We start from the raw sequence: 17584 nt of genomic DNA, 5'->3' as shown, positions 1-17584 counted from the left end.
GCGGCGTTGTCGTCAGTCGCCAACTCCCCCACGCTCGGCTTCGCTCGCGCGGGCGGTGCCCCCATCGCGTTGACTCCCTCCTCCGCCTTGCAGCCGCACGCACCAGGCCCCGCTCACCGGCGCTGACGAGAAGCCGCCGATTCCCCGCGACCTGATCCGAACGACAGGCCCTAACGCTCCCGCGGCCGGTACACCGACACGACGAACGAGGCGGTCGCCCGCACCGGCTCCGCCAACTCCTCGACCCGGCGCCGCAGTTCCGCCTCACCGACGTGACGCGCGGCCGGGCTCATGGTCACCAGGGCGGTGACGTCCTCGGCGGTGAGGCTCATGGCGTACTCCAGCGACTCGGCGCGCTCGTGCCGGAAGCGGTCCGCCAACGTCCGGTGCAGGCGCTCCTCCTTCCTGGGGTCGACCGCCAGCAGCCCCACCGACCGGCGCAGTTCGCGCAGGTGCCGCTCGCTGGGCGTGACGACGAGCAGGGCGCCGTCCGGCCGGAGGACACGGTGGAACTCCGGCCCGTTGCGAGGGGCGAAGACGTTGAGCACCAGGTGGGCGCGGCCGGAGCGGACGGGCCACGGCTGCCAGACGTCCCAGCCGGCGGCCTCGGCGCGGGCGTGCGCGCGGGCCGCGGCGCGCAGGGCGGGCGCCGAGCTGTCCAGCCCGAGCCCCATGGCCCCGGGAAGCGCGTCCAGGACGGCCGCGAGGTAGTGACCGGTGCCCGCCCCGGCGTCCAGCACGACGGCGTCGGGCGGGGCGAGTTGCGTGGCGAGCCTCGCGAGGGCGCGGGCGAGCGGGTCGTAGTGCCCGGCCGCGAGGAACGCGCTGCGGCACCTGACCATGTCGGCGGAGTCGGCGCTCGCGGCGCGCCGGTGGCCGGTCAGCAGACTGACGTATCCGTGGCGGGCGATGTCGAAGGTGTGCCGGCCCGCGCACCGCAGCGCGCCGTCGGCGCGCTCCAGGCCCGACGGGCACAGGGGGCAGGTCAGGACGGTCAGCAGCCGGTCGGACGGGCGGCGTCGGCCGGTTCCCGGATGAGTGGTCGGCATGAATGCTCCTCGACGGCTCGGCGGGCCGAAGGGCCACGGGCCGAGCCGGATGCGTGCGGTGAACGGCGGGTCGTCGGCGTGCCCGCGGACGGCGGGCACACCGAGGACGGCGACGTGACCTGGTCACGTCGCCGTCCTCACCGCGGTGTCAGAGGAAGCAGTGCGGAATGCCGGTGCATGCCATACGGCCAGGCTACCGGCCGCCTCCGAACGTCACGACGAGCCGCCCGTCCGAGGCGAAGGACCAGCGCAGGGCCCCGGCGTAGGAGGAGCAGCGGGAGCCGTTCGAGCCGGACCAGAACTGGTTCGAGCTGTCGGAGTTTCCGATGACCCGGTCGTTCGACCCGCTGTCGCACGAGGTGTTGTTCCGGAACACCGACGTGCTGCCCGAGTCGAAGTTGAAGTTGCGCTGCTCGTTGCCGACGCTCACGTTGTCCGAGACCTGCATCGGGCCGGTGTTCCTGTTGTAGGTGAACCCGTGCTTGCCGTTCTGGTAGGCGATGCTGCGCCGGACGATGTGGTTGACGCCGATGTCCTCGCCGCCGAGCTTGTAGCCGTTGCGGTCGCCGTTGCCGGCCTGGGAGCCGTCGCTGAGCGTGCCGTTGTCGTAGGCGAGGGAGTCCTCGATGGTGACGGCGCCGATGGGGCCGGTGTCCGTCTTGGTGTAGAGGTCGTAGCCGTCGTCGATGTTGTGGTGGGCGACGGTGTAGCGGAAGACGTTGCCGGGGCCGACGGTGAGCTTCGGGGCGAAGCCGTCGGCGTCCTCGCCGTCGGAGTCGACGTTGTCGTGCGATTCCGCGCTGAGGATGAGGTTGTGGGACGGCCACTGGTCCTTGGGCGTGCTGGAGAGCGCCCGTGAGAGCTGGAGCCCCGAGTCGCGGTTGAAGCGGGTCACCGTGCGCTCGATGACGTTGTTGCTGCCGCCGACGAAGATGCCGTTGTCACCGGCCCGTTCGACGACGAGGCCCTTGACGTGCCAGTACGACGCGTTGACGGCGAGGCCGCGGTTGGCCGGGTCCTCGCTCTGGGCGGAGAAGTCCAGCACGGGCGTCTCGCCGGGGTAGGCGAAGAGTTCCGTGCGGTCGCCGGAGGTGCCGTTCCTGCCCGCCGGGATGGTGACGGTCTGGGAGTGGCGGTAGGTCCCGCCGCGCACGTAGATCGTGCCGCCGGCGGAGACGCGGCTGATGGCGGAGGTGAGGGTCGTCGGGTTGGACTCCGTGCCGGCCGCGCTGTCGGTGCCGGCCGGTGACACGTAGAGGACCGGGCCGGTGGGCTGCGGTTCGCTGCCGCCCGTCTCGACGTCGAGGTAGTCGATGTTGGGCAGGCCGCCGGAGGTGGTCGGGGCCAGCCGGACGGTGTTGCCGCCCGACCGCAGCGGCACGGTGAGCGTCTTGGTCGCCCAGGTGTTCCAGGCGCCGGTGCCCTCGAAGGACGCCGTGCCGGACGTCGTGCCGTTGACCACGATGTCCGCGGCGCGCGCGGCGGTCGTGCCGTTGGCGAAGCGGACCTTCAGGGTGGCCGTGCCGGCGGCGGGCGCGGTGACGGTGAACTGGGCGTGGCCGCCGGTTCCGTTGTCGCCGTTGCAGAAGCCGCTGCCGGAGTATCCGGCCCAGTTCGATTCGATGGCGCCGGCGCAGACGGCCGGCGACGTCTCGGCCTCGTACCGGGTGGTCGCCGCCTGTGCCGTGGTCCCGGACAGCGCGACGAGGCTGCCGGCCAGGAGGCCGACGGACGCGATCACTGGTCTCAGGTGCATCTTCGTCTCCAGGGTGAGAGCGGACGCATGGGGCTGGCTGGAGTAAGCGCTTTCTGGGAACGTAAGAGCCTGCCGTGGACGCGTCAATAGACGTGTACATGATTCATATTCATATTCATGAACTTCGAGTCGTCCGCTCTCTTAACCTCGAGTCGTCCGCCCTCTTAACCTCGACGGCTACCGTCCGCCCGTGAGCGAACTGTCGGCCGTGTACCTGCCGGAGCTGACCGCCGGGCGGCTGCTCGGCTCCTGGCGGCCGGACGTGCCCGCGCTGCTGCTCGTCGTCGCCCTGGGCGGGCTCTACGGCTGGGGCGTCGCGCGCGTCCGCAACCGGGGCGGCTCCTGGCCGCTCGCGCGCCTTGCCGCGTTCGCCGGACTCGGGCTGGGCGCGATCGTCGTGGCCACGATGTCCGGTCTGGCCGTCTACGACCGTGAACTGTTCTGGCCCGCCGCCGTGCAGAACGTCACCCTCGACCTGCTCGCGCCACTGGGCCTCGCCCTCGGCGACCCTCTGCGGCTGGTGGTCGAGGCCCTGCCGGACGGCGGTGCGGGCCGGCTGCGGCGGGTCATGAGCGGCCGGCTGATCAGGACACTGACGTTCCCCCTCGTCAGCACGGCGCTGGTGCTGGCCACGGAACTGACCGTCTACTTCACGCCGTACTTCGCCACCGCGCTGCGCGTGGGCTGGCTGCACGAGCTGATGTATCTCCATCTGCTGGCGGCAGGCTGCCTGTTCGTCCTGCCGGTGCTCACCCGCGCACAGGCCCTGCCCGCCTGGTGCACCCACCCCGTCCGGGCGGCCCTGGTCTTCCTGGACGGCGTCCTCGACGCCCTCCCCGGGCTGGTCGTCATGACGCACGGCACCCTGATCGCGGGCGCCTGGTACCTGCACCACGCGCCGCCCTGGTCCCCCGACGTCCACCACGACCAGCAGATCGGCGGCGGCGCCATGCTCGGCATCGCCGAACTGGCCGCCCTGCCCTTCCTGCTGGCGGTCCTCGCCCAGTGGATCCGCGCCGAGCGCGCCCAGACGGCGGCGCTGGACCGCCGGCTCGACGCCGAACTCGTTCCTGCCGCACCCGCACCCGCACCCGCACTCGCACCCGAGCCGGGCCCGGCTCCCGGACTGGTGCGGCCCTGGTGGGAGACCGAGAAGAGCGAGGTGGCGGAAAGGGTGCGACGGCAGGGGCGCGACGCCGGGCAGGCTGACCCGTATGGCGACCTATGACACGCTCGGCGCGACCTACGCCCGGACACGGCGGCCCGACCCGCGGATCGCCGCGCGGATCCACGCCGCGCTCGGCGACGACATCGCGGACGTCCTCGACGTCGGGGCGGGCACCGGCTCCTACGAACCACCGGAGACCGTCCTGGCGGTCGAACCGAGCCGGGTCATGCTGGACCAGCGACCGCGGGGAGCAGCACCCGGTGTGCAGGCCGTCGCGGAACGCCTGCCGCTGCGGGACGACGCCGTCGACGCCGTGATGGCGGTGCTGACCGTCCACCACTGGTCCGACCCAGAGGCCGGGATCAGGGAACTGCGCCGGGTGGCCCGCCGCCGCGTCGTCGTCCTGACCTGGGACCAGGACGTCTTCCGCGAACGGTTCTGGCTGGTACGGGAGTACCTCCCCGAGGCGGCCGCGTTCGACGACACCCGCGCCGTCCCCGCCGACCGGCTGGCCGCCCTGCTCGGCGGAGCACGGCAGGAGACGGTCCCCGTCCCCCACGACTGCACGGACGGATGCGCCGCCGCGTACTGGCGCCGCCCCCACGCCTACCTCGACCCGCGGGTGCGTGCCGGGATCTCCCTCCTCGCCCAGACCGGCGAGGACGTCATCGCCCCCGGCCTGGCCCGGCTCGCGGACGACCTGGCGAGCGGCCGCTGGCACGCCCGGCACGCCGGGCTGCTCGCGCTCGACGCCGCCGACGTGGGCTACCGGCTGCTGGTGGCCGACCTCTGATCCGTGCCCGGAGCGGTCGCCGAGGGGACCGGAGGTGCCGAGGTCGGCGCGGCCGACGGGGGACGGGGCACGGCCGTCGGACCGGTCGCGTCGCCCGGGCCGTCGGCGCGGGGGCGGGTCGTGGCGGGCGCCGGGGCCTCGGACGGAGAGGCCGGTGAAGGCGTCGGTGAAGGGGAGGCCGCCGACGGATGGGGAGTCGATGCCGGGGTCGGAGGCGCCGTGCTCGCCGGGGGCGGGGCCATCGGGACCGTCGGGGAACGGGCGGGCTCCGGGGCCGTCAGGCGCAGGGGGAGGGCGATGAGGGCGGCCGCCGCGCAGCACAGGCCGGCTCCGGCCGCGGCGCGCAGCACGCGGCGGCGGGCCGCCCTGCGGCGGATCACCTCGTACTGGCCGGGCGGGGCGCCCAGGTAGTCGGGGGAGGAGGGCCGCAGGATCACGGCGAGCGGGTCGTCGGCGCCGGACTCCCGGTCGTCCGGATCGTCGTCAAGACGTGTGGTCAAGGCTTCTCCTCAGGTGGACGCGGAGCAGTTCCCGGGCCGCGTGCAGGTCGGCCTTGACGGTTCCTTCCTTGCGCCCGGTCAGCACGGACACCTCCCGGATCGGCATGTCAGCGTAGTAGTGGAGGAGGATCGGGACCCGGAGCCGTTCCGGGAGCGACTGCACGAGCAGGCGCACCGACGGGTCGGCCTGCTCGGGGTGGGGCCGTACGGCCGCCTCCGAGGTGACGCGGTGCATGGCCCTGCGCTCGCGCTCCAGTTTGCGCCAGTGGTCCCGGACGAGGTTGGCCGCGGTGACGTAGAGGAAGCCGCGGGGTTCCGCCACGGACGTCCAGCGGGCCCAGAGCCGGGTGAACGCCTCCGAGGCGATCTCGTGGGCCGTCTCGTCGTCGTCGACGAGCCGGCGGCACCAGCCGGCCAGGCGCGGGTAGAGGGCGGCGAACAACTCGGACGCGGCCTTCTCACGGGACCGTTTCAACGCTCTCCAGGGGTGGGGGACTCGGCGCCGCTCAGCGCCGCGAACACGATCACGTTGTCCGCGTATCCGTCGCCGGTACGCGCTCCGCCGCACGTGATCAGCCGCAGCTCCGGGCGGTCCACGTTCCCGTAGACGTCGTCCACCGGGAAGCGGGTTCTGGGGACGGTCCGTACCGCCGTGACGGCGAACTCCGCCGCCGTGCCGTTCTCCAGGCGCGCCACGATCCGGTCGCCGCGGCGCAGCCGGGTGAGGTGACGGAAGACGCCGTCGCCGTACCTGCCGACCGAGACGTGCCCGAGGATCACCGACGGGCCGGTCTGACCCGGCGTCGGCGAGTGCCGGTACCAGCCCGCCCGGTCGTCCGCCGTGACCGGCGGCACCCGCACCGTGCCGTCCGGGGCCAGGCCCAGCCGGATGACCGGGGTGTCGACACCGATGGCCGGGACCAGCAGCCGGACCGGGACCGAACGGGCCAGGGGGCGCGCCCCCTCGGCCGGGACCGGCCGAGGGGTGGACCGAGGCTGTGGTGCGGTGGTTCCGGACTCCGGCGCCGTGCGATCCGTCCCCTGGCCTGCGCACGCCGTGAGCAGCGACGCCAGCGCCGCCGTCGTGAACGCGCGCCTGGAGAACGGGGTCATGCCCCGGTCGCCCGGCGACGCCGCACGACGAGGACCGTCCCGCCGCCCACGGCGAGCACCGCGGCGGCACCCGCGCCGGCCGCCGCACCGCCGAAGCCGGAGTCGGAGGCCTGGGACGCGGCCGTCACGCCGGTGTCCGGCGCGCCGCTCGGTACGACGGAGACCTGGTCCTCGGCCGGTGCCCGGGTCGGCTCGTCGGCCGGGACCGGGGTGGCGTCGGCCGGCGCGCGGGTCGGCTCGGCGCTCTCCGCGGGCGCGGGGGTGGGCGCGGCGGCCGTCGGGGCCGGGCTCGGGGTCGTCGCCCCGCTCGCGAACGCGGGCCCGGTGCCCAGGAGTACGGCGGTGCCCGCGAGGGCCAGGGCGGTGAGGACGGTTCGGCGCATGGGAACGCTCTCCTTCGTCGGTCCCGCCCGGTGGAGGGCGGGGTGGGTGACGGGTCGTGCGGAGAGACGAGGCGGCCGGGGGGCGGGTTGTAAAGAGATGGCAAAGTCCGGATCGCGTGCGGTCGCGCCGGCTCAACGGCTCAGGGCCGCCGCAACAGCCCCCGTTCCATCGCCACCACCACCGCCCTCGTGCGGTCGTTGACGTCGAGCTTGGCGAACAGCCGGAGCAGGTGCGTCTTCACCGTGGCCTCGGCGATGACGAGGCGGCGGCCGATCTCGGCGTTGGTCAGGCCGTCCGCGACCGCGTTCAGGACGTCCGACTCCCTGGCGGTGAGCGGGATCTGGGCGGGCTGGCGCATGCGGGCGACCAGCCGTTCGGCCACCCGGGGCGCCAGCACCGTCTCACCGCGCGCCGCCGCGTGGATCGCGTCGGCCAGTTGCTCACGGGTGGTGTCCTTCAGGAGGTAGCCGATCGCCCCGGCCTCCACCGCGCGCTCGATCTCCGCGTCGGTGTCGTACGTCGTCAGGATCAGCACCCGGGTGCGGGGGAAGCGCCGCACGATCTCGGTCGTCGTGGCCACTCCGTCCAGCACCGGCATCCGCAGGTCGACCAGGGCGACATCGGGTTCGTGGCGCTCGACGAGGCCGAGGGCCGCGCGGCCGTCGCCCGCCTCGCCGACGATCTCGATGCCGGTCTCGGAGGCGAGGAGGGCCACCACTCCGGCCCGCATGACGGTGTGGTCGTCCACCACGATGACGCGGAGCGCTCCGCCGGTCATTCCGTCACCCCGCTCTCCGCGGCGGCCGGTGGTATCAGCGCCAGCACCCGCGTCCCGTCGCCCAGCGAACTCGTCACCGTCAGCCTCCCGCCCAGCTCCGCCAGCCGTTTGCGCATGCCGTCCAGGCCGAAGCCGGACGACGACTCCACCACGAACCCGGTCCCGTCATCGGTGATTTCGAGCTCCACGCCGTACGGCTGCCGGGCCAGGACCACACCGACCGTCGAGGCGCGCGCGTGCTTGCGCACGTTGGCCAGGGACTCCTGGGTGCAGCGCAGCAGTGCGATCCGGGTCTGCTGGTCGCACTCCAGGTCCGCCAGTTCGGCATCGACGGTGAGGCCGGTGTCCTCCGCGAAACGGTCCAGGGTCCGGCGGAGGGTCTGCGCCACCGAACCGGCGGCCGCCTGGCCGGGGCGCTGGGGCGAGCCGACCAGTTCCCGGGCCTCGGCGAGGTTCTCCCGGGCCGTCGACTCGATCGACCGCAACTGATGGGCGCTGCGCGCCGGGTCGGAGTCGAGGCCGGCCCGGGCCGCCTCGGCGAGCACAATGATCGAGGCGAAGCCCTGGGCGAGGGTGTCGTGGATCTCCCGGGCCATCCGTTCCCGCTCGTCCGCCGCGCCCTGCCGCGTGTGGGCCTCGGACAACTCGGCTTGAGTTTCCTCCAGTTCGGCGATCAGCCGGGCCCGTTCGGCGCTCTGCGCCACCACCGAGTGCGCCCACAGCCCGATCAGCACCCCCACGGCGACGACGATCAGCGTCGATACGAGGATCTCGGTGACGAACTCCACCGTCCACCCGTCCTGCCGCAGCGCGCTCCCGGTCAGCGACGCTCCCGCGGCGAGCCCCAGGAACACCATCGAGGCCCTCGGCGTCCGCCCGAACATCCAGTAGTGCGGCAGCGTCACCATGAACAGCGCCCCGTAGTTCCCTTGCAGATACGCCAGCCCGCCCAGCGCGAACACCAGCACCGACAGGTAGACGTGCGGCCGTACGACGGGGTTGGACGGGAAGTGGTCCAGGACCGCGTAACACAGCACCGTCCCGCCCAGCAGGACGAGCGCCGCGTACTTGCCCGCCCCCGCCCCTTCGATGGTGATCAGCCCGACGGCCTGCCCGACTCCCAGTACGGCGAACAGCAGCCAGCAGACCGCCTTCCAGCGGCGCAGCGACGTGGCCCAGATGGCGTCGGCGGTGGGCTCGGCGAGAGCGGTCATGACGGTCAACGTACGTCGGCCACCGCACGGGAGGCGGGGCTTTTCTCCGGGGCCGCCTGGGCCGCGGGCCGCGAGGGCCACCAACTCGCCTCGCCCAGCAGCAGCATCGCCGCCGGCAGCACCATCACCCGGACCACGAACGCGTCGATCAGCACGGCCGCCGCCAGCACGAAGCCGATCTGCTTCATTTCGATGATGTGGAGAAAGACGAAACTGGCGAACACCGTCGTCATCACGACCGCGGCACTGGTCACCACGCTCGCCGAGGAGCGGATCCCGTCCAGCACGGCCTGCCGCGTGGGCACGCCCGCGAGCACCGCCTCCCGGATCCGGCTCACCACGAACACCTGGTAGTCCATCGACAGTCCGAAGAGGATCACGAACAGGAACAGCGGCACCCGCGACCCGATCGACCCTGTGGAGTCAAAGTCCAGCAGTCCCTCGGCCCACGTCCCCTGGAAGACCAGCACGAGCAGCCCGAGCGCCGCCGCGGCGGACAGCAGGTTCAGGCCGACGCCGAGCAGCCCGAGCACCACCGAACGGAAGGCGTACACGGTCATCGCGAACGTCACCAGCAGCAACGCGTTCATCACCAAGGGCAGTTTGCCGTTCTGGTGGGCGGGATAGTCGGCGTAGCGGGCGACGTCGCCGGACACGCCGTACTCGGCGCCGGTGATCCGGCCGACGGTCGCGGGCAGGAAGTCGTCCCGGAGCCGGTCCAGGGAGTCGTACGCCTCGTCGGAGTTGCCGAGGTACGGCACCTTCAGTTCGAGGGTGCTGGTGCGCCCGTCGGCGGAGGACCGGATGCGCGAGGCGTCGGTGAACAGCGGGTCGGCCGCGGCCCGCCTGGCCACCTCGCGCAGGGCGCCGCCGACCTCCGGCGACCGCGAGGCATCGGCACGCACGACGACCTGGTGGGTCACCCGCTGCTCCGGGAACGCCTCGTTGAGCCGGTCGTACACCTGCATCGCGGGGATGTCGCGGGAGTGCGTGTCCCGGCTCATCTCCGTGATCTTCAGTCCGGCGAGCGGGACGACGAGGGCGAGGAGCGCGACGACCGAGAGGCACAGGGTGGCGAGGGGGTGCCGGGCGGCGGGCCGCAGCAGAGCGTTCCACAGCCGGCCGCCGCCCGAGCCGCCTCGTACCCGCCGCGCCGGCTTTCCGCGCTCCGCCCGCCGCAGCGCCCGGCGTTCCGCCCGCCGCCCCAGCTTGACCAGCAGCGCGGGCAGGGCCGTCAGCGAACTGGCCACCGCGACCAGGACGACCACGATGGTGCCGGTCGCGAGGGAGGAGAAGATCACGTCGGAGGCCAGGTACAGCGTCGCCGTGGAGGCCACCACCGCGAGCCCGGAGACCACGACCGCCCGGCCCGAGGTCGCGGCGGCCAGCTCCACCAGCGCCTCGGAGGAGAGCCGCCCGCCGGAGCGGGCCCGCTCCTCCCGCTCGCGCTTGAGGTAGAAGAGCGTGTAGTCGACGCCGACCGCGAGGCCGATCATGAGGATGACGTTCGTGCCGACCCCGGCGTCGGGCGACACGTGCGAGACGACCATGGACAGCCCGACCGCCGCCGCGATCGACGACAGCGCCAGCAGCAACGGCACCCCGGCCATGGTCACCGACCCGAACACCACCATCAGCGTGACCAGGGTGACGGGAAGGGTGATCGCTTCGGACAGCGCCAGGTCGTCGCTCCGCTGCTTGTCGACCCCCTTGCTGACGGAGGGACTTCCGGTCTCCTCCAGCAGCAGCCCGGGGTGGCTCTTCTGCACCGCCGAGGTCTGCGCCACGAGCGCGTCGACCTTGTCCTTCGCGTCCCGCTCCTCGCCCTTCAGCGCCACCTCGACCATCAGGATCCGGCGGTCCTCGGAGAGCAACGGGTCGGCCACGCCCGCCACCTCGGGCAGTCGTCGCATGCGGTCGGTCAGGTCGTCAGCGGCGGCGCGGGCGGCACCCTCGTCGAGGACGCCGCCCGAACGGGAGGAGATCAGCACCTGCTCGGCGGCCCTGCGCTCCAGATGCGCCTCGGCCGCCAGGGCCTCGGCGCGGCCGGCCTCGCCGACCCGGTAGTCCGCCGTCTTCGCGCTGTTCGTGCCGACGGCACTGCCGGCCCCCAGACACAGCGCCACGAACACCAGCCAGCCGGCGATCGCCCGCCAGGGGTGCCGCGCACTCCAGCGCGCCACGCGCACAGATAATGAATTCATGCCCGAAATGCTTGCCGAGCTGGGCAGTTGGTGGACAGAGGTACTCGGTTGAACCTGCCGTCCACCGGCCGGTGGACCCGGGCCCTGGGGAAAACCCCACCCGCCCCGGGATCAGCCCGGCTTCAGCACGACCGCCTGTCCGCCCGCCGGCGCCATCGCCACGTCGAGCGTGTCGGCGGCGGTGACGGTCCGGGTGCTGACCACGACCGGGGTCCGGAACGGGCTGGTGCCCGGGGTGCCGTCGGCGTAGACCGTCGCCGTGTAGGTGCCGCTGCCGAGGAAGGACAGGGGCAGGGACAGGGTCCGGGAGGACTCGTCGGTCATCGCGCCCAGGTACCAGGTGGAGCCGTTGCGGCGGGCGACCGCGATGTACTCGCCGATCGCTCCGGCCAGGGTGCGGCTCTCGTCCCAGGTCACCGGCACGGCGTTGAACCACGGCAGGCCGGGCCAGTTGGCCGGGTTGTTGTACTTGGACGGCTTGTCGTACCAGAAGAGGAAGTTGAGGGGCTGGTAGTACACCGCGGCCATCGCCATCTGGTGGGCGTTGGTCGTCTTGTCGCGGGACTGGCCGTAGCAGATCGTGTAGTCCATCGGGCCGCCGATGTTGCGCGCGAACGGCAGGGTCACGTTGTGCGTGGCCGTCGGGAACTGCTCGTTGCCGCGTACGCCTTCCAGGCTGATCCAGTTCGGGTACGTGCGCTCGTAGCCGAACGGCCGTACGTCGTCGTGCATGTCGATCAGCAGCTCGTACTTGGCGGCCGTCTTCGCCCAGTCGACGATCTGGTTGGTCATGGCCTGGGTGCCGTCGTTGATGAAGCCGAGCTTGATGCCCTGCACACCCCAGCTCTTGTAGAGGGCGAAGAGGGAGTCCGCGTCGGTCAGTGCGAGCCGGTTGACGTAGAGGAAGAGGCCGATGCCCTTGCTCGTGGCGTACGAGATGACCGACGGCATGTCGATGGCGGCGATGGGCTCGGTCGCGTCCGGGGTGGTGAACTCCGGGCCGTACCAGCCGGCGTCGTACTCGATGTACTCGATGCCCCGGGCCACGGCGAAGTCGACGCCCGCCAGCCCGGCGGCGGTGGACAGTTCGCAGCGGAAGACCTTGCCCGGCTTGATCCAGGAGGTGTCGGGCAGTGCGTTCGGCGGCGCCAGGTTGAGCACCAGCTCGGCGTTGTCGACGAGTTCGGCGTGGGTGGCCCCGATCACCACCGCGCGCCAGGGCGTGGCGAAGGGCGTGGTGACGGTGGAGGCCGTCTCCACCGGGCCGGTGCCGCGGGCGGTGTGCTCCATCAGGAAGGCGGAGAGGGTGTGGGGCTCGCCGGCGACGGAACCGAGCATCAGCCGCGGGTAGTCGATGCGCGAGGACTCGCAGACGCAGGCGATGAGCCCGCCGGCGAGGGTGGCGGTGAGCGGGAGGTCGGTGAGCGGGCCGTTGTCGGTGCCGGCCGTGCCGGTGACCGGTATGGAGCCCGGCGCGACCGGCTCGTAGGCGTTCTCGTCGCGGGCGCTGTAGACGGTGGTGCCGTCGGGGAAGGCGAACGTCGTCAGCTCGTCGGCGACGGTGGCGGTGCCCTCGTCGAGGAGGAGGTAGCGCAGGGCGACGCCGGTCTTGTAGGCGCGGACCTGGACGCCGAAGCGGATGCCCGACGCCCGGTCCTCCAGGTCCCAGCGCTGCTCCTGGTAGTGGTCGGTGACGGTCGCGTTGCGGCCGTAGACCGGGGTCCAGGTGGTGCGGTGGGTGCCGTACCGCTGCCGGGTCACCCTGACGTCACCGCCGAGCACGGTGCCGTCGCCGAGCCGGAGGCCCAGCGCCGAGGTGCCGATCACCGTGCGGGCGTCGCGGCGGGCGGACCAGCGCAGCGTGCCGTCCACCAGGGAGAGGGTGACGGAGGTGCCGCCCATGCGCGCGGTGACGCTCTCGGGGCGGCCCGGCGGGTCGTCCGCGGCGCGGGCCGGGCCGGTCGTGGCGATCCCGGCCGCGGCCAGTCCGGCGGTGACGGCGGCGCCCTTGAGCACGACCCGGCGGGACGCGGCCGTCGGCTGACCGGCCGTTGTGTCCGCGGCGCGCTCTTGCCGTTCTCCCGAAGCTCTCATGGCGAGGGACCTTCCCGAGTGGTGGGCAGTAAGTGGTAGTAACCGTTTTCTGCGGGGGGCGAGTGCAGTTGTACGTGCCTGCGCAAGGTGGGGTCAAGAGGGAGGAACCGCAGGAACCGCTTCGGGCATACGCGAACACCCCGGGTGCCGGGCCTGATGCGGCCCGGCACCCGGGGTGCCGTGGTGCGGTCGGTCAGCGCAGGGAGCCGAGGCGGTCCAGGCGCTCGTTCACACCGTTGCGGAGCTCGCCGAGGGTCGTGCCCGGCGGGGCCACCTTCGGCGTGGCGGACGGCGGCTGCGTCTCGTCCGCGCAGGTCGTGCCACGCGCCGGGACCTTCAGGTCCACCAGGTAGCCGGTGACGGCGTCCGTCGCGCAGGCGCTGCGCCCGAAGGCGGTGTGACCCTCGGCCTTGAAGGTGAGCAGCCGGCCGTTGTCGAGCTGCCGGGACAGGGCCACCGCGTCCTGGTACGGGGTGTCCGGGTCGCCGGTCGTGCCGAGCACGAGGATCGGCGCGGAGCCCTTCGCCCGGAAGGAACCGTCGTAGCGGCTGGGCTTCTCGCCGGTCCACTGGACGCAAGTGGTGGCGTGCTGGTGGTCGTAGGTCGGCGGGCCGTAGGCCATGGCCGGGCCCAGCAGCGGCGCCAGCTCGGCGTTCCTGGTGACCTGCCGCTTCAGCAGGGCCGGGTCACGCGGGTAGTCCTTGTCGACGCACTCGACGGCCACGTTCGGGTTGAGGAAGTCGTAGCTGGCCGGGGACGGCGGCCGCAGCAGGAACGACGTGTTGTCGCGCTGCTGCGCCTTGCGCAGGGCCTGACCGAGAGACGGCCAGATGACCTTGCCCTCGTTGATGTTGAACATCAGGCGGTAGACGAGGGTGTAGCCGTTCGCCTGCCCGCCGTTCGCGGTCGGCACGGGGTTGGCGTCCAGGTCGGCCTTGAGCTTCTCGAACGCGCCCCGGGGGTCGCCGTCACCGAACCCGCACGTGGCCTGGTCCGCCTTGCACCAGTCGAGGAAGCGGCTCATGGCGCCGTCCAGGGCCAGGTACTGGGGCCGGTCGTAGGCGTAGGGCCGGTTCGCGTAGTGCTCGGGGTCGTAGCCGCCGTCGAGCACGAGAGCACGCACCCGGTCGGGGAACATGGCGGCGTAGACGGTGCCGATGTAACTGCCGAACGACCGCCCGTAGTACGTCAGCTGACTCTCACCGAGGGCCTGACGCAGCAGGTCGATGTCCCGGGCGACGTACTCGGTGCCCACGAACGGCGCCAGCTCGCCCGCGTTGTCCAGGCAGGCCTGGCCGAACTCGGCGCCCTGGCGCACGGCGGGCTCGTAGGCGTCGGGGCCGGGGACGCCCTTGGCCGCGGTGATGGCCTGGGTGTACGTCTGGTCGTCCCAGCACGTGACCGCCGAACTGCGCCCGACGCCGCGTACGTCGTACCCGAAGACGTCGAAGGACTCGCGCATCGCGGCGGGCAGACCGGCGTGGTTGTTGCGCACGAAGTCCACGCCGGAGTTGCCGGGCCCGCCGGGCTGGAGGAAGAGGGTGCCCTTCTTCTTGGTCTGGTCCGGGGCCTTCTTGCGGATGACCGCCAGAGTGATGGTCTTGCCCTGCGGGTCGCGGTAGTCCAACGGCACGTCGGCGTTGGCGCACTCGAAGCCGCCCTGGCAGTCGGACCAGGACAGGGACGGCACGGGCGGCTGCCCGTCGCTCCCGTCGGGCTCGGAGGCCATCACCTGGGCGGCGGTTCCGGCGAGAGCGAGGGAGACGGCGGCGGCGATGGCGATTCTCAGACGCGGGAGGCGTCTGCGCGCGCGGGTGCCGGACCGTCTCGGTCCATGAGCTTGCTTGTTCACTGTGGTGTTTCCCCCTCGGGTGCGGCGCATGAGCCGTCGAGCACCCTGTGGCGTGGCTGGGTCGTTGAAGTTTCTAGCTCACTCGGAGATGAGAGGGGAAGGAGGTCGGCCTTGTGGACCTACTTCCACGCGATCTCTCCGATACCCGGCGGTAGTTGCCGTGCCGTTCACTTTCGGAACGGTGGAGAGTGCGCGTCGGCGACGCGGGGTGCCTCGGCCGTTCGGCCGATCCGCGGGGGCCGGGTCGCGGACACGCCCTAGGATCCGCTGCGTAGTCTGAGGCCATATCTGGCCAAGGCCATTGCTCGGTCGGCCAGTTCACCCCAGCGAATCCCTCCCCCCACCGAAGGACAACCGGCGTGTCGTCGAAGAACAGTCGTATCCGAGTCGCCCTCCTTGCCGCCGTCGTCGCCGTCACCGGACTGGCCGCGGCGGGACCCGCCCTCGCGGCCACGCCGGCGGGCACCCCCGCGGTGACCGTGACGTCTTCCCAGGCGCAGGACCCCGCCATACCCACCGACTTCGTGAACCTGCCCACGAGCCCCCTCCGGGCCGATGCCCCCCAGGAGTTCACCGTCACCTACCGCAACACCACGTCGGCACCCACGACCGTCGCCCCCCAACTCCTGGTGACGTCCCTGGACACCGGGCCGTTCCTGGCGCCGTCGGACATCAAGGTCGAACGGCGTACGGGACATGGCTGCTGGGTGGCCGTGCCGCTGGGCAGCCAGACGGGGACGCTGTTCACAGACCTTGTGGGCGCGGAGCGGGCGTTGGGGGCGGGGGAGACGCTCGCGGAGCGGTATCGGGTGACCGTTCTCCGTCCGGAGGCCGGGGGGACGGTGGAGCCGCGGGTGGCGTTGTACGGCTGAGCCCGCGCTGCCGGATCAGTGCAGGGCGTCGATGGCCCGGACGATCATGTCCGGGCCTCCGCCCCGCGTTGGTACCGCCGGCTCGGACATCGCCGGTCAACTCGCTCCTGGTGAGAGTCGTGCTGCGCGGGAGGCGAGGTGGCGCCGTTCCGGTGAGCTGGTGGCGCGTCGGGCGGCATCGCGGTAATCGTCCGCCGCCGCGTCGTGCCGGCCGAGCATCTCCAGGAGGTGGGCCCTGGTGGCGAGCAGGCGGTGGTGGCGTGCCATGCGCTTGTCGGGTTGCAGGGTCGCGAGCAGGTCGAGTCCGGCGGCCGGCCCGTGCACCATGGCGACGGCGACCACACGGTTGAGGGTGACCATCGGGTTGGGAGCGACATGCTCCAGCAGTTCGTACAGCGCGAGGATCTGCGGCCAGTCCGTGGCGTCGACATGCTCCGCCTCGTCGTGGACGGCGGCGATGGCGGCCTGCAACTGGTAAGGGCCGGTCTGGCCTCGTGGCAGGGTCTTGCTGATCAGGTCGATGCCCTCGGCGATGAGCCGGCGGTCCCACCGGCCCCGGTCCTGCTCCGCCAGCGGCACCAGGTCACCGCCGGGGCCGATGCGAGCGGGACGGCGCGCGTCGGTGAGCAGCATCAGCGCCAGCAAGCCTGCCGTTTCGGCGTCGTCGGGCAGCGGACGGCGCAGCAGCCGGGTGAGCCGGATGGCCTCGGCCGACAGCGCGGGCGCGGTCAGGTCGGCGCCGTCCGTCGTGGTGTATCCCTCGTTGAAGATCAGGTACAGCACGTGCAGCACCTCGGCCAGCCGCTCGGCGCGGTCTGCCGCCTCGGGCATGCGCAGCGGCAGGCCTGAGGCCTTGATGGTCTGCTTGGCCCGGCTGATGCGCTGGGCCATGGTCGCCTCCGGGACCAGGAAGGCAGCGGCGATCTGAGCGGTGGTCAGGCCGCCGACCGCGCGAAGCGTCAGAGCGATCCGGCTCGGCGCGGACAACGCCGGGTGGCAGCACAGGAACAGCAGCGCGAGGGAGTCGTCCCGGTCGGTGGCCGGCTCGGCGTCGGCGGCGCGGCTGAGCAGTTCCGCCTGCGGGGTGGCCAGGGCGATACGGTCCTCACGGCGCCGCCGTGCCTGCTCACTGCGCACGTGGTCCACCAGCTTGCGCGAGGCGACGGTGACCAGCCAGCCCCTCGGGTTGTCCGGCGTTCCTTCGGCGGGCCACTGCAACGCCGCGGCGAGCAGGGCTTCCTGTACGGCGTCCTCACACGCGTCGAAGGCGCCGTACCGGCGAAGCAGCACGCCGAGGACCTGCGGCGCCAGCTCGCGCAGCAGGTCCTCGACGCCGTGATCCACGCTCACACGTCCGCCGCGGACTCGTGCAGGACGGGCCACAGTTCGACCGGCTCCACGTCGGCGAAGGGCATGTCCGCCGCGATCTGCTGAGCGCGCTCCTGGCTCTCGCAGTCGAGCAGGTAGAAGCTGGCGATGTACTCCTTGGTCTCCAGGTAGGGCCCGTCGGTGACCGCCGGGGCCCCGTCCTTGCGGCGCACGAGCTGGGCGTTGGCCGCGTCCGCCAGGCCGTAGGCGCCCAGAAGCTCCCCGGTCTCCCGGTACTTCTTGTTGAACGCCTCCTGCTTGGCAATGGCCTCCGGCCATGCCTCGGCCGGGAAGGCGTCCCACTTGGCCTGGTTGCCGTAGATCATCGCGACGTACTTCATCTCGGGTGTCCCCTCATCCCGCGCGCCCCGCCGGCGCGCTGTCACCCCTCAGTCGGAGCCGGGAACGAGCGCTCGACATCCGACGACGACTTTCTTCG

The 17584-nt window shown here is 72.3% G+C and carries 16 protein-coding genes; 3 read left to right on the top strand and 13 right to left on the bottom strand.

What is annotated here, in order from left to right; all coding sequences use genetic code 11:
- Window positions 1-170: 170 nt before the first annotated feature.
- Both QC385_RS29720 and QC385_RS29715 read right to left on the bottom strand, forming a co-directional pair.
- Window positions 171-1049 (bottom strand): putative RNA methyltransferase, encoded by an 879-nt coding sequence (locus tag QC385_RS29720; RefSeq protein ID WP_279544476.1) that lies wholly within the window; start codon window positions 1047-1049, stop codon window positions 171-173.
- A 193-nt stretch (window positions 1050-1242) separates the two neighbouring features.
- Complete coding sequence (locus QC385_RS29715; protein WP_279544475.1) at window positions 1243-2805, bottom strand: carbohydrate-binding protein; 1563 nt, start codon at window positions 2803-2805, stop codon at window positions 1243-1245.
- Window positions 2806-2995: 190 nt separating this feature from the next.
- On the opposite strand from QC385_RS29715, the gene QC385_RS29710 reads away from it, so the two are divergent.
- Window positions 2996-4033, top strand: coding sequence for a cytochrome c oxidase assembly protein (locus QC385_RS29710; RefSeq protein WP_279544474.1), 1038 nt, complete (start codon window positions 2996-2998; stop codon window positions 4031-4033).
- Window positions 4020-4766, top strand: coding sequence for a class I SAM-dependent methyltransferase (locus QC385_RS29705; protein WP_279544473.1), 747 nt, complete (start codon window positions 4020-4022; stop codon window positions 4764-4766). The genes QC385_RS29710 and QC385_RS29705 overlap by 14 nt, the downstream gene beginning before the upstream one ends.
- Here the strand turns inward: QC385_RS29705 and QC385_RS29700 are convergent.
- The 9 genes from QC385_RS29700 to QC385_RS29660 all read right to left on the bottom strand — a co-directional run bounded on the left by QC385_RS29700 (window position 4739) and on the right by QC385_RS29660 (window position 14782).
- Complete coding sequence (locus tag QC385_RS29700; protein WP_279544472.1) at window positions 4739-5266, bottom strand: hypothetical protein; 528 nt, start codon at window positions 5264-5266, stop codon at window positions 4739-4741. The genes QC385_RS29705 and QC385_RS29700 overlap by 28 nt on opposite strands.
- Complete coding sequence (locus QC385_RS29695) at window positions 5250-5741, bottom strand: RNA polymerase sigma factor (protein WP_059420328.1); 492 nt, start codon at window positions 5739-5741, stop codon at window positions 5250-5252. The genes QC385_RS29700 and QC385_RS29695 overlap by 17 nt, the downstream gene beginning before the upstream one ends.
- Entirely contained in the window at window positions 5738-6379 is a 642-nt protein-coding gene (locus QC385_RS29690) for a class F sortase (RefSeq protein WP_279544471.1), read from the bottom strand. The genes QC385_RS29695 and QC385_RS29690 overlap by 4 nt, the downstream gene beginning before the upstream one ends.
- Entirely contained in the window at window positions 6376-6762 is a 387-nt protein-coding gene (locus tag QC385_RS29685) for a sortase-dependent protein (RefSeq protein ID WP_279544470.1), read from the bottom strand. The genes QC385_RS29690 and QC385_RS29685 overlap by 4 nt, the downstream gene beginning before the upstream one ends.
- Window positions 6763-6902: 140 nt before the next feature.
- On the bottom strand, window positions 6903-7541 hold the full coding sequence (locus tag QC385_RS29680; RefSeq protein ID WP_150482037.1) for a response regulator: 639 nt from the start codon (window positions 7539-7541) through the stop codon (window positions 6903-6905).
- A complete protein-coding gene (locus tag QC385_RS29675; RefSeq protein ID WP_279544469.1) occupies window positions 7538-8755 on the bottom strand; it encodes a sensor histidine kinase in 1218 nt (405 codons plus the stop codon). Before QC385_RS29675 ends, QC385_RS29680 begins: the two co-directional genes overlap by 4 nt.
- A 5-nt stretch (window positions 8756-8760) precedes the next feature.
- Window positions 8761-10959, bottom strand: a complete 2199-nt coding sequence (locus QC385_RS29670) for an MMPL family transporter (RefSeq protein ID WP_279544468.1) — start codon at window positions 10957-10959, stop codon at window positions 8761-8763.
- Between the two features lie 111 nt (window positions 10960-11070).
- Window positions 11071-13053, bottom strand: a complete 1983-nt coding sequence (locus QC385_RS29665; protein WP_279544467.1) for a glycoside hydrolase family 97 protein — start codon at window positions 13051-13053, stop codon at window positions 11071-11073.
- Window positions 13054-13246: 193 nt separating this feature from the next.
- A complete protein-coding gene (locus tag QC385_RS29660) occupies window positions 13247-14782 on the bottom strand; it encodes an alpha/beta hydrolase (protein ID WP_443033029.1) in 1536 nt (511 codons plus the stop codon).
- Between the two features lie 482 nt (window positions 14783-15264).
- On the opposite strand from QC385_RS29660, the gene QC385_RS29655 reads away from it, so the two are divergent.
- Window positions 15265-15777, top strand: coding sequence for a signal peptide protein (locus tag QC385_RS29655; RefSeq protein ID WP_279544465.1), 513 nt, complete (start codon window positions 15265-15267; stop codon window positions 15775-15777).
- A 96-nt stretch (window positions 15778-15873) separates the two neighbouring features.
- Here QC385_RS29655 and QC385_RS29650 read toward each other — a convergent pair whose 3' ends face one another.
- Together QC385_RS29650 and QC385_RS29645 are read right to left on the bottom strand one after the other, a co-directional pair.
- The gene (locus QC385_RS29650) at window positions 15874-17127 is read right to left on the bottom strand and encodes an RNA polymerase sigma factor (RefSeq protein ID WP_279544464.1); all 1254 of its coding nucleotides are present in this window, start codon (window positions 17125-17127) and stop codon (window positions 15874-15876) included.
- Complete coding sequence (locus QC385_RS29645) at window positions 17124-17486, bottom strand: YciI family protein (protein WP_279544463.1); 363 nt, start codon at window positions 17484-17486, stop codon at window positions 17124-17126. The genes QC385_RS29650 and QC385_RS29645 overlap by 4 nt, the downstream gene beginning before the upstream one ends.
- Between the last annotated feature and the right edge of the window lie 98 nt (window positions 17487-17584).

This window comes from Streptomyces sp. DH10, assembly GCF_029813805.1.
Classification (GTDB): domain Bacteria; phylum Actinomycetota; class Actinomycetes; order Streptomycetales; family Streptomycetaceae; genus Streptomyces; species Streptomyces coeruleofuscus.
The sequence above is the reverse complement of the archived record's forward strand: the minus strand, read 5'-3'. Positions and strand labels throughout refer to the sequence as shown.